The organism is Alphaproteobacteria bacterium, from assembly GCA_040218575.1.
In the GTDB taxonomy this organism is placed as follows: Bacteria; Pseudomonadota; Alphaproteobacteria; order JAVJRE01; family JAVJRE01; genus JAVJRE01.
This window is the reverse complement of sequence record JAVJRE010000001.1, coordinates 308306-320021: the sequence shown is the minus strand read 5'-3', so window position 1 is coordinate 320021 and position 11716 is coordinate 308306. Positions and strand designations below refer to the sequence as shown.

The 11716-nt window shown below is 66.1% G+C and carries 11 protein-coding genes and 1 tRNA gene; 11 read left to right on the top strand and 1 reads right to left on the bottom strand.

Features of this window, described 5'->3' with window-relative positions:
• Positions 1-1594 (top strand): recombinase family protein (locus RIE31_01535; GenBank protein ID MEQ8639285.1); only part of this gene is annotated, 1594 nt, incomplete at its 5' end.
• 271 nt (positions 1595-1865) lie between these two features.
• Entirely contained in the window at positions 1866-2657 is a 792-nt protein-coding gene (locus RIE31_01530; protein MEQ8639284.1) for a hypothetical protein, read from the top strand.
• A gap of 336 nt (positions 2658-2993) precedes the next feature.
• Here RIE31_01530 and RIE31_01525 read toward each other — a convergent pair.
• Positions 2994-3082 (bottom strand) — tRNA-Ser (locus tag RIE31_01525).
• Between the two features lie 338 nt (positions 3083-3420).
• Here RIE31_01525 and rplU point away from each other — a divergent pair.
• From rplU to RIE31_01480, 9 genes are all read left to right on the top strand, one after another.
• On the top strand, positions 3421-3750 hold the full coding sequence (gene rplU / locus RIE31_01520) for a 50S ribosomal protein L21 (GenBank protein ID MEQ8639283.1): 330 nt from the start codon (positions 3421-3423) through the stop codon (positions 3748-3750).
• 13 nt (positions 3751-3763) lie between these two features.
• Positions 3764-4018, top strand: coding sequence for a 50S ribosomal protein L27 (gene rpmA / locus RIE31_01515; protein MEQ8639282.1), 255 nt, complete (start codon positions 3764-3766; stop codon positions 4016-4018).
• 202 nt (positions 4019-4220) lie between these two features.
• Positions 4221-5402 (top strand): GTPase ObgE, encoded by a 1182-nt coding sequence (obgE, locus tag RIE31_01510; protein ID MEQ8639281.1) that lies wholly within the window; start codon positions 4221-4223, stop codon positions 5400-5402.
• On the top strand, positions 5399-6553 hold the full coding sequence (gene proB, locus RIE31_01505) for a glutamate 5-kinase (GenBank protein MEQ8639280.1): 1155 nt from the start codon (positions 5399-5401) through the stop codon (positions 6551-6553). Before obgE ends, proB begins: the two co-directional genes overlap by 4 nt.
• A 59-nt stretch (positions 6554-6612) precedes the next feature.
• Positions 6613-7854 carry a glutamate-5-semialdehyde dehydrogenase gene (locus RIE31_01500; protein ID MEQ8639279.1) on the top strand — a complete coding sequence of 414 codons (1242 nt, stop codon included), beginning with the start codon at positions 6613-6615 and terminating at the stop codon, positions 7852-7854.
• A 47-nt stretch (positions 7855-7901) separates the two neighbouring features.
• On the top strand, positions 7902-8513 hold the full coding sequence (locus RIE31_01495; GenBank protein ID MEQ8639278.1) for a nicotinate-nucleotide adenylyltransferase: 612 nt from the start codon (positions 7902-7904) through the stop codon (positions 8511-8513).
• 208 nt (positions 8514-8721) lie between these two features.
• Positions 8722-9129, top strand: coding sequence for a ribosome silencing factor (gene rsfS, locus RIE31_01490; GenBank protein ID MEQ8639277.1), 408 nt, complete (start codon positions 8722-8724; stop codon positions 9127-9129).
• Positions 9130-9207: 78 nt separating this feature from the next.
• A complete protein-coding gene (locus RIE31_01485; GenBank protein MEQ8639276.1) occupies positions 9208-10437 on the top strand; it encodes a peptidoglycan DD-metalloendopeptidase family protein in 1230 nt (409 codons plus the stop codon).
• Positions 10437-11714: a S41 family peptidase gene (locus RIE31_01480; GenBank protein ID MEQ8639275.1), complete on the top strand. Its 1278-nt coding sequence runs from the start codon at positions 10437-10439 to the stop codon at positions 11712-11714. Before RIE31_01485 ends, RIE31_01480 begins: the two co-directional genes overlap by 1 nt.
• The last annotated feature ends 2 nt before the right edge of the window (positions 11715-11716 follow it).

The following is an 11716-nucleotide window of genomic DNA, read 5'->3' as shown; positions in this document are numbered from 1 at the left end:
GTCCTCCGAAGAGGGGCTGGAGCAGGACTTCAACTCCCTGGACGCCCAGCGCGAGGCCTGCGCGGCCTATATCAGGAGCCAGGCGGGCGAAGGCTGGAAACCCGTTCCCACAGGTTACGACGATGGCGGGGTCTCCGGCGGTACCATGGAGCGACCTGGTCTGCAGCAGCTGCTCACTGACATCCGGGCCCGCAGGATCGATACCGTGGTCGTCTACAAGGTGGACCGCCTGACCCGATCTCTCTCTGATTTCGCCCGAATCGTCGATGTGTTCGACGCCCACAGCGTCTCATTCGTCTCGGTCACCCAACAGTTCAATACCACCACCTCCATGGGCCGACTGACCCTCAACATGCTGCTGTCATTCGCCCAGTTCGAGCGCGAGGTGACGGGCGAGCGCATCCGCGACAAGATCGCCGCCTCAAAGGCCAAGGGCATGTGGATGGGCGGCTTCGTGCCCCTCGGCTACGAGCCCGACGGGCGCACGCTCACCATCAACGAGACGGAGGCCGAGACGGTGCGCACCGTGTTCCGGCTCTATCTCGAGCATGGCAACGTGCGGCGTGTGAAGGAAGAGGCCGACCGGCTGGGCCTGACCACCAAGCGCCGCGGCGGCACGGGCGGACGGATGTGCGGTGGCCGGCCACTCAGCCGCGGCCACATCTACAAGATGCTGGGCAACCCACTCTACGCCGGCCGTATCGCCCACAAGGGGAAGGTCTATGACGGCCAGCATCAGCCAATCATCGACACTGAGACCTGGGAGGCGGTGCAGGCGATGCTGGCCGGCAACACCCGTACAACATCATCGACTGCCCGCTCCACCGATTCCAGCCCGCTCATGGGAAAGTTGTTCGACGAAACAGGCACGCCGCTGACGCCGAGCCATGCCATCAAATCGGGCAGACGCTATCGCTATTACGTGTCCAAGCGGCTGATTGACGGGACGGTCGCCGAGAGCAGGGACCAAAGCAGTTGGCGACTGCCCGCCCGCGAGATCGAGCGGATCGTGGCGGAATCCGTCCGGGGTCTGCTCGCCGATCAGGCAGCCCTGACGCGGGCCGCACGGGACAGCGGAATGGCGGCGAACCGGATCTCGGGGCTGCTCGATGCGACCGCGCGATGGAAGGGTAACCACCTAGACTTGGTCGAACGTGTCGACCTCGCGCCCGACCGGCTGGCCTTCAGCCTGAATCTTTCCCCGATCTCGAACGAACGAGACATGGTCGTTCGCCATGCAGTGCCAACGCGGATCAGGCGTCGCGGCGTGGAGATGAAGCTTGTTCTTGAAGGCAATAGCGATGCCGCTACAACACCTGACCCGGCATTGATCAAGGCAATCGCCCGGGCTCACAGGTGGTTCGACGATCTCGTGTCTGGTCGCGCCCGGTCCCTCGGTGAGATTTCCGAAAAAGACGGCGTCAGCGACCGCTATGTCATGCGGATGATACCACTGGCGTTCCTCGCGCCGAGGATCGTCGAAGCGATCCTCACCGGCATCCAGCCCACGCACCTCACTGTCGAGATACTGACCAAGCGTACCGATCTGCCGCTGAGTTGGCCGGCACAGACAGCATTACTTCAATTCGATTGATGCTTTCTAAAGTGCAGGAAATGCATTGGTCCGGAACACAACAACCGTTAGCAATATGCAATAATAATGATGGTTGCACCATCAGACAAAGAAGTAAATTTGCAGATCACGCTAGTCCAGTATGATCCCATTGCCCGCGTTTGACCCTGAGCGGGCACTCTATAGAACTGAATTCAAGGCTAGCGCCCAGTGTTCATAGGTGTAGGCGGCAGTCCTCACAGCTCTTGGTTCGAGTCCACGTCGATCACACTCCATATGCTAGGATATTGATATGCCGTCTGGGACCACGCTACCTACTGACCACCCCATTGATGAAGATGGCGCACGGGAACTAATAGCCGGCGCCTATGGTGACACGTGTCGCCAATTCATCCAGGGCTGCTGCGTGCCGCTCTATTGGTGGCGAGTGGACACGGCGGAGCAAAAAATAGTCTCCAATGGAACGGTGACCTTTGTCGAGACGCCTCAGATGCTGCTAGGTATCACTGCCGCGCACGTCATACGAGGATACGAAACAGCGGCGGCCGATGGAGCGATCCGGTTGCAGCTTGGCGACGCGATAATCGATGATCTCACGGAACGGCTCATCCAAATCAACGACGCTCTAGATCTCGCCACCTTTGCACTCGATCAGAGCGTCACGACTCGAATTGGTCACGCGGTGGCTCCGATCTCGTTGTGGCCTCCCATGCGCCCGCAGGAAGGCTGCGGCATCATGCTGGGTGGCTTCCCCGGCCAAGAGCGCAACGTATGTCAGCCCTTGAACGTGAACTTTGGCCTCTTCACCGCCCTAGGCATCGCAAGAACGGTCTCTGCTGACCAAATTACTTGGAGAGTTGAAAGGGATTTCGAGGTGGACGGAGCGAGCGTCCCTTCAATGCCAACGCACTACGATCTCGGTGGCATTAGCGGAGGTCCACTAATCACGGCAATTGAGAATCCGACAAATTTCGTGACATTTCGGCTAGGCGGCATCATCAGCCAAGCTAGTGCCGAGTTCGAGTATGTGGTCGCCAAATGCGGCGACTTGATTGAGTCTGATGGAGGGATTTCTCGGCCGTAGAGTCGTGGTCTCTGCCAGCAACACCGGTCAAGCGGCAACGTCCACTCCTGACACATGTCAGACGTCCAATGATCGTCTCGTAGAATTTCATAATCGTCCTAATCAAAGTGTCAACAACGCACAAGCAGTCCAAATCTGTGACAATCTCAGATATAGGAACCCGAACCGACTGAACCGCCTGTAGAGAGAATCGGCGATCAGAGAACGAAAATACCCGAATGCCGGATGTCTCCGGTTCGGTTCGTCGCAGGCGCGGGCTTGAAGCCCCGCAGAATGTGGGCAACCGTCCCGCCGGTTCGACTCTCTTTTGTAGAATGAACGAAGAAAAGGACTTAATGGCGGAGGGGGTGGGATTCGAACCCACGGTGCCCATAGGGCACAACGGTTTTCGAGACCGCCCCATTCGACCACTCTGGCACCCCTCCGCCGGGGTGCCGCCGCCCGGGCGGGGGCCGGAGCCCTGGGCCGGATCGGCGGTGCGGCGGCACTTAATCAGCGCACGCCCCCACTGGCAAGGCCGTTGGTCCGCCATCTGGCCGACGGCCGCGCCTGGCCTCACCTTTCCTCTGCCTGGCCCCCGCCCGGGCCCGCCATCCGCCCCGGCCGCTGCCGCGCCCGGTTGCGGCCCCACCGGGCAATTGACAGGGCCGGCCGGGCGGCTATAGTCCGCCCCTCTCCCGCCGGCCTCGGCCGGGCGGGTTTTTGGCCTGTTTTCGTGACCCCCGTGTTCGTCAAAGGGGCCACCGCTCATCAGAGGTTCAGGATGTACGCAGTCATCCGCACCGGCGGCAAACAGTACCGCATCGCCCCCGGCGACGTTATCCGGGTGGAGCGCCTGGCCGGAGAGGCCGGAGCAACGCTCACCCTGGACGATGTGCTGATGGTTGGCGGCGACGGCGCCGCACCCCGGCTCGGCGCACCGGTCCTTGCCGGGGCGTCGGTCAAGGCGACGGTGCTGGAGCAGGACCGCAACGACAAGATCATCGTCTTCAAGAAGCAGCGGCGGCAGAACCATCGCCGCAAACGCGGCCACCGTCAGCAGGTGACGGTCCTGCGCATTACTGACATCGTCGCCAAGGGCGGCGCCGCCTAGGGAGCCCACAGCCATGGCCCACAAGAAATCCGCCGGTAGCTCACGCAACGGTCGCGACAGCGCCGGTCGTCGTCTCGGCGTCAAGAAGTTCGGCGGCGAGGCCGTCATCGCCGGCAACATCATCATCCGCCAGCGCGGCACCAAAGTGCATCCCGGCGTCAATGTGGGCATGGGCCGCGATCACACCCTGTTCGCCAAGGCCGACGGCGCGGTTGCCTTCCGCCGCTCCGGCAGCCGCATGTTCGTTTCCGTGGTGCCGCCCGCATAGGCCACCCTCCATTGCGCCAGCCGCAAAAGGGGGGATGGTCAGCCATTCCCCCTTTTTTCGTTATGGCGCCCGGATCGCGCGGCCTTGCTTCGTCCCGCCATCGCCTCATTGCTGAACCCACCGCCCGCTACCTCGACCACCCCGTCCCCACCCGCGTCCTTCCCGGGGTTCCCCCGGGGCCCCTTCCGCCGGACATGAGCGCATGAAGTTCCTCGACGAAGCCAAAATCTTTCTGCGCAGCGGTGGCGGCGGCAATGGCTGTGTCGGCTTCCGACGTGAGAAGTATGTGGAGTTCGGCGGCCCCGACGGCGGCGACGGCGGCCGTGGCGGCTCCGTCATCCTGCAGGCGGTTGGCGGCCTCAATACCCTGATCGACTATCGCTATCGTCAACACTTCCGGGCGGAACGTGGCGAGGACGGCAAGGGCAGCCAGCGCAGCGGCCGCAGCGGCCAGGACCTGGTGCTGCAGGTGCCGGTCGGCACCCAGATTCTGGATGAAGAGCGCGAGCGGATCCTGGCCGACCTCACCCACGTCGGCCAGACCGTGCGGCTGCTGGCCGGCGGCAAGGGCGGGCTTGGCAACCAGCATTTCAAATCGTCAACCAACCAGGCGCCGCGTCGCGCCACCCCCGGCGGCGACTCGCAGGAGCTGTGGGTCTGGCTGCGCCTCAAGCTGATCGCCGATGCCGGCCTTATCGGCCTGCCCAATGCCGGCAAGTCCACCTTCCTGGCCACCGTCACCCACGCCCATCCGAAGATCGCCAACTACCCCTTTACCACCCTCCATCCCCATCTGGGCGTGGCGGCGGTGGGCGAAATGACCATGGTGCTGGCCGATCTGCCGGGTCTCATCGAAGGGGCGGCGGAGGGTCGCGGCCTCGGCACGCGCTTCCTCGGCCATGTGGAGCGTTGCGGCGCTCTGCTCCACCTGGTGGATGCAGCGGCTGACGATTGCGTCGCCGCCTGGCGCACCGTGCGCGGCGAGCTGGAACACTATGGCGCGGGTCTTGCCGACAAGCCGGAGGTGCTGGCTCTGTCGCGCTGCGATGTGGTGGAAGAGTCCCACATCCGGGAAAAGCAGGCGGCGCTCGCCGCCGCCGCCGGCCGGCCTGTCCATCTCCTGTCGTCGGCCGCGCGACGCGGCCTCGACGATGTGCTGCGCGCCATTGCCGAACCGGTCGCCGCCGCGCGCGCCGCAGCCGCTGCCGCTGCCCGTGACGACACCTATGGTGACATCGGCGACAGCGCCGTCGCGGCAGACCCGGACGTGCTGGACCCGGACGTGCTGGACCAGAACACCGCCGCCGCCTCTGATATGACTGACGAGACCGCTGCCGTCGCCTGGTCACCACTGCCGGTCGACAAACGCCGGCGGCGGCCATGACCGGGCCCGCCGCGAAAAAGGCCCGCGCCACCGCGCGCACCGATCTGGCCAGTGCCCGTCGCCTGGTCATCAAGATCGGCTCCGCCCTGCTGACCGACGAGGCGAGCGGGGCGGTGCGCAGCGCCTGGCTGGAGGCACTGGCTGAAGACATCGCCGCCGCCCGCGGTCGCGGCCAGGAGGTTCTGATTGTCTCGTCCGGCGCCATCGCCATCGGCCGCCGCCACCTCAAGCTGGACCTGGACCGCCGGCTCAAGCTGGAGGAGAAGCAAGCCGCCGCTGCCACCGGTCAGATCCGCCTTGCCCATGCCTGGCAGGCAGCGCTGGCCAAGCACGACCTGACCGTCGCCCAGGTTCTCCTGACGCTGGATGACAGCGAGAACCGGCGGCGCTATCTCAACGCCCGCTCGACCATCGCCACCCTGTTGCGGCTTGGCGCCATACCGGTGATCAACGAAAACGACACCGTGGCCACGGAGGAAATCCGCTTCGGTGACAATGACCGGCTGGCCGCGCGCGTTGCCGAGATGATGGCCGCCGACACCTGTATCCTGCTGTCGGACATAGACGGGCTCTACACCGCCGATCCGCGCCGCGACGCCGCCGCCAGCCATGTGCCGGTGGTCAGCGCCCTGACGCCGGAGCTGGAGGCGATGGCCGCACCCGCGCCCGCCGGCTATAGCTCCGGCGGCATGGTGACCAAGCTCGCCGCCGCTGGCATCGCCATGGCGGCGGGCTGCCGCATGGTCATTGCCGATGGCCGCGCACGTCATCCCCTGGCGGCGCTCACCGCCGGCGGTCGCGCCACCTGGTTCCTGCCGTCACAGACTCCGCGCTCGGCCCGCAAGAGCTGGATCGCCGGCTCCCTCAAGCCCACCGGGTCGCTGCAGGTGGATGCCGGCGCGCTCAAGGCGCTGTTGGCTGGCCGCAGCCTGCTACCGGCCGGCGTCACCGCGGTCAGCGGCCGCTTTGAGCGGGGCGACGCCGTACGCGTTCTGGGCCCCGACGGCAGCGAGACGGCGCGCGGCCTCATTGCCTATGGGCGAGCCGATGCCGCCGCCATTGCCGGTCATAAAAGCCATGAGATCGCGGCCATCCTGGGCTATCATGGCCGTGACGAAATGATTCATCGCGACGATCTGGTGCTGTTGTGAGCGACGTTCTGGCCCGGTCCGGCCACGCCCGGCCGGCGGACACTAGCGATATACCGTCCATGATGACGGCCATGGGGGCGGCCGCGCGCGCCGCCGCGCAGGTCCTTGCCGGCACACCCGGCACCACCCGTGACCAGGCCCTGCGTCAGGCGGCGGCGGCCGTACGCCGGCAGGCCAGCGACATCCTCGCCGCCAATCACAAGGACATGGCGGCGGCTCGTGACTCCGGCCTGTCCGCCGCCTTGCTCGATCGGCTGGAACTCAATCCCGCCAGGGTTGAGGCCATCGCCGTCGCGCTGGAGGGCATAGCCGAACAGGCCGATCCCGTAGGCCGCGAACTGGCCCGCTGGACCCGCCCCAATGGTCTCGACATCGCCCGTGTTTCGGTGCCGCTCGGCGTTATTGCGGTGATTTATGAGTCGCGGCCCAACGTCACCGCCGATGCCGGCGGCCTGTGTCTCAAATCCGGCAACGCAGTGATCCTGCGCGGCGGCAGCGAAAGCCGTCTGTCGTCCGCCGCCATCCACGCCTGCCTCGCCGAGGGTCTGCGCCAGGTGGGCCTGCCCGAGGCGGCCATCCAGTTGGTGGCCACCGCCGACCGCGCCGCCGTCGGTGCGCTGCTGGCCATGGCCGGCGTCATCGATGTGGTGATCCCCCGCGGCGGCCGTGGCCTGATCGAACGCATCGTCGCCGAGAGTCGCGTTCCGGTCATCAAGCATCTGGATGGCAATTGCCATGTCTATGTGGACGGCGCCGCCGATCTGGCGAAGGCGCGGGCCATCGTCGTCAATTCCAAGATGCGCCGCACCGGCATCTGCGGTGCGGCCGAAACCCTGCTGGTGGACCGGCGCGGTGTCGACACCCATTTGACTCCCATTCTCGACGACTTGATCGCCGCCGGCTGTGCCATTCGCGGCGACGAGACCGTGCAGCGCATGGACAGCCGCGTCACACCGGCGAGCGAGACGGACTGGCAGACGGAATATCTCGACGCCATTCTGGCGGTGCGGGTGGTTGACGGCGTTGCCGGCGCCATCGCCCATATCAATCGCTGGTCATCACACCACACCGAATCCATCGTCACCGAAGATCCGGCCGCCGCCGAGGCCTTCGTCACTGGCATCGACAGCGGTATCCTTCTGGTCAACGCCTCGACTCAGTTTGCCGACGGCGGCGAATTCGGCATGGGGGCGGAAATAGGCATTTCGACGGACAAGCTGCACGCACGCGGGCCGGTGGGGGCTGAACAGCTCACCAGCTATAAGTATGTGGTGCGCGGCAGCGGCCAGGTGCGCCCCTGACCCGGATCCCTGGCCGCCGCTCCCGCCCGGCCGCCGCGGGACCCTGCCTGCCGCGTACCGGACGAACCCGTGGCCGCCGCCGCATCGGCCTCCTGGGCGGCAGCTTCAATCCAGCCCATGACGGCCATCGCCATATCAGCGTCGAGGCACTGCGCCGTCTCGCCCTCGACGAGGTGTGGTGGCTGGTGTCGCCGCAGAACCCGCTAAAGCCCATGGCCGGCATGGCCCCCTTCAACCAGCGGCTGGCCGCGGCGCAACAGATGGCTGGTGATCGTCGTATCCGGGTCAGCGACCTGGAAATGACTTTCCGTACGCGCTTTACCGTGGATACGCTCGCCGCGCTCAGGCGGCGCTATCCCGATTGCCGCTTTGTCTGGCTCATGGGGGCTGACAATCTGACTCAATTGCCGCGCTGGCGCCGCTGGCGCCATCTGGTGCGGACCACCGCTATCGCCGTCTTCGCCCGACCGGGCCACACCCTGCCTGCGCTGTGCGGTCCCGTGGCGCGGCGGCTGGCGCCGTGGCGCCTGGCGGGCGGCCAGGCGGCCAGCCTTGCCGGCCGCCGGCCGCCGGCGTGGATCTTTCTTGCGGTCCGCCCCAACCCGGCCTCGGCCAGCGCCATACGGGCCGCCGCCGCGCCCGGCGCGGTGGCCGAATAATGCGAGCTGCCGCCATTCGGCTGTTGCCTTCACCGTTGCCCTGTGGCGCTGTCCGTTCAACACCGCCCCTGCGCCTTGCCATCCATCACCCCACCCATCACCCCCCATCCATTACTGGAGGACACGCCTGGATGATCGCCTCATGACCGCTACCGCCAGACCCGCCAGAAGGCCGTCGCGCAAAGCCGTTCCTCCCGCACCGGAGGCTGTGCGTGACCTGGTTCTGGCCATCCTCGACGACGATCAGGCTATCGATGTCAGGCTGGTCGACATGCGTAGCCGCAGTGGTTTCGCTGACTACATGATTATCGCCAGTGGCCGCGCCCTGCGCCATGTGGCGGCCATGGCCGATCATCTAAGCCAGAAGCTGAAGGCGGCCGGGTTGCGCGGGCTGGCGGTGGAGGGGCTGCGCCAGGGCGACTGGGTTCTGATCGACGCCGGTGACGTGGTCATTCATCTCTTTCGTCCGGAGGTGCGTGCCTATTACGATCTGGAGCGATTGTGGGAATCGGACCCACCCGCCGACAGCGCTCAGCACACCACACCAGCGGCGCCGTCCTCGGCCGCGGTCAATGCCGACGACGACCCCCGCCTGGCCGACGGCTCCGACGATTGAGTCCTGCGTTGTGACCCTATCCGTGCTGACCCGATGAAACAGTCCTGCGCCACAATCTTACTGCGCGCGGGGGCGGCCATGGTCCTGGTCCTGGCGCTGATGACGCTTGCCGCCGGCGACGGCCGCGCCCAGTCCGGCCAGACGCAATTAGAGGATGTGGAGAGGGCCATCGAGCAGGAGCAGGCGGAAGCGGATGCGCTGGCTGACGAAGCGGCGCGGCAGGCCGCGGCGATTGAAGACCTGCGCGCGCAGATGATCGTCGCCGCCCGTGCCATCCAGCAGCACGAGACCAGGGTCGCCAGCCTGAGCGCCGAAATCGAGGTCCTTGATCAGGCGCGGCAGGAGACCGCCGCCGGTCTGCTCAGCCGTCGCGGGGAACTGGCGGCGACACTCGCCGCGCTGCAGCGTGTGGCCCTGGTGCCGCCAGCCGCACTACTGGCCCAGCCACTGACGGTTGCCGGCAAAACGCCCGGCGGCGGCGATGGGGGAATCCACAGGGATGCAGGTGCCCGCCAGATGGTGCGCGGTGCCATCGTTCTTGCTGCCCTGCTCCGCCAGGTGGATGCCCGCGCCGATGCGTTGCGCCGGGATCTTGACCGGATGGCCACCCTGCGCCAGGACCTGGCCGCCAGCCGCGCCAGCCTGGCCGTGGCCGGCGCCGCCCTGCAAACCGAACGCAACACCCTGCAAGGGCTGGTGAGTGAGCGCCGCGCCGCCCTCAACCAGACCGAGGCGGAGCGCCGCGACACCTCCCGCCGTCTGGCCGAACTGGCCGAGCAGGCCACCAGCCTGCGGCAGTTGCTGGACGCCGCCACAGCCCTCACCCCGCCGGCGATTGTCACCCGGCCCGATACGGCGGCGGCAGGGCTCACCTCCGCGCCTGTTTTCCCGCCGATTGCCGGAGCGCGCGGCCGTCTTTTCGTGCCGGTGACCGGTACCATTCATACACGTTTCGGTGACAGCGACATCAATGGCGGCGTTTCACGCGGCCTAACACTCGCCGCCTCGCCGGCGGCGACCGTGGTTTCGCCCTATTCCGGCACCATAGTCTTTGCCGGGCCTTTTCGTAGTTACGGGCAATTATTGATCATCGAGCACGGCGACGGATACCATAGTCTGCTTGCCGGCCTGTCCCGGATTGATGGCGCCGTGGGGCAATGGGTCGCCGCCGGCGAACCGGTGGGCGCCATGGCCCCGCTATCGGTGGGCGGGCCAAGCCTGTATGTAGAACTGCGCCATAATGGCGAGCCGGTGGACCCCTTGCCCTGGCTGGCCGCGACCGTCACACCGCAAGAAGGACAGGGCTGATGCGCTACGCCATTTCCGCTGCTTTCGTCGCCATTCTATTGCTGGTCGGCACCGGCGGCCCCCGCGCCCAAAGTCAGGATAATCCCGACACTTACCAGCTTCTCAGCCTGTTCGGCGACGTGTTCGAGCGCATCCGCACACAGTATGTGGAAGACATCAGCGACGAGGAACTTATCGAAGCGGCCATCAGCGGCATGCTCACCTCGCTCGACCCGCATTCGGGCTATATGGACCCCGAGACGTTCCGCGATATGCAGGTAGATACCCGCGGCGAGTTCGGCGGCCTCGGCATCCAGGTGCAGATGGAAGACGGTCTGGTACGGGTAGTCTCTCCCATGCGCGGCACGCCGGCGGAAGCGGTCGGCATAGAGCCCAACGATTTGATCACCCACATCGACGGCGCGCCGGTGCGCGGCCTCACCCTTGAAGATGCCGTCGACCTGATGCGCGGACCGGTCGGCTCCGACATCGTGCTGACAGTCGTCCGCGAGGGCACGGAGCCGTTTGACGTGACCATTACCCGCGCCATCATTACCGTGCCGTCCACCAGCCACCGCCTCTTTGGCGATGTCGGCTACATTGCGATCAACAGCTTCACCGATCAGACCGTACCGGGCGTTGAGGCCGCCATGCGCCAGTTCCAGCGCGAGGCCGGCGACGAGCTTGCCGGTATTGTCCTTGACCTGCGGCGCAATCCGGGCGGACTGCTGGATCAGGCGGTCGGCGTCAGTGACGCCTTTCTGGAGCAGGGTGAAATCGTCTCCACTCGGCAACGCGATCCGGCCGACGGAGTACGGTTCAACGCCAGCCCCGGCGACCTGTCCGGTGGCCTGCCCCTGGTCGTACTGATTGATGGCGGGTCCGCCTCCGCCTCAGAGATCGTCGCCGGCGCCCTGCAGGACCACCGCCGGGCGGTGATCATGGGCACCACATCGTTTGGCAAGGGATCGGTCCAGTCGATCATGCCGCTTAGCAATGACGGGGCCATGCGGCTGACCACGGCCAAATACTACACGCCGTCGGGCCGGTCGATTCAGCAGACCGGCATCGTGCCCGACATCTTCGTCCCGCGCGGCACCTTCGAGGCAAGCGAGTCGCCACGTCGCCTGACTCGCGAATCCGACCTGCACGGATCGCTCAACAATGACGGCTTAAGCGATGGCGAGGACGGGTCCGGTGCGGCGGCGGATGCCCCGCCCGACGACAATCAGTTGGTGCGCGCGGTAGAGCTGGTCCGTGGCATCTCGCTCTACAGTGCCCGCGTCCAGGCCGACTGACC

Coding starts and splice junctions, on each gene's coding strand:
- obgE (MEQ8639281.1), top strand. CDS start 4,221: ATGAAGTTCCTCGACGAAGCCAAAATCTTTCTGCGCAGCGGTGGCGGC.
- rplU (MEQ8639283.1), top strand. CDS start 3,421: ATGTACGCAGTCATCCGCACCGGCGGCAAACAGTACCGCATCGCCCCC.
- RIE31_01480 (MEQ8639275.1), top strand. CDS start 10,437: ATGCGCTACGCCATTTCCGCTGCTTTCGTCGCCATTCTATTGCTGGTC.
- RIE31_01530 (MEQ8639284.1), top strand. CDS start 1,866: ATGCCGTCTGGGACCACGCTACCTACTGACCACCCCATTGATGAAGAT.
- rpmA (MEQ8639282.1), top strand. CDS start 3,764: ATGGCCCACAAGAAATCCGCCGGTAGCTCACGCAACGGTCGCGACAGC.
- RIE31_01500 (MEQ8639279.1), top strand. CDS start 6,613: ATGATGACGGCCATGGGGGCGGCCGCGCGCGCCGCCGCGCAGGTCCTT.
- RIE31_01485 (MEQ8639276.1), top strand. CDS start 9,208: ATGGTCCTGGTCCTGGCGCTGATGACGCTTGCCGCCGGCGACGGCCGC.
- proB (MEQ8639280.1), top strand. CDS start 5,399: ATGACCGGGCCCGCCGCGAAAAAGGCCCGCGCCACCGCGCGCACCGAT.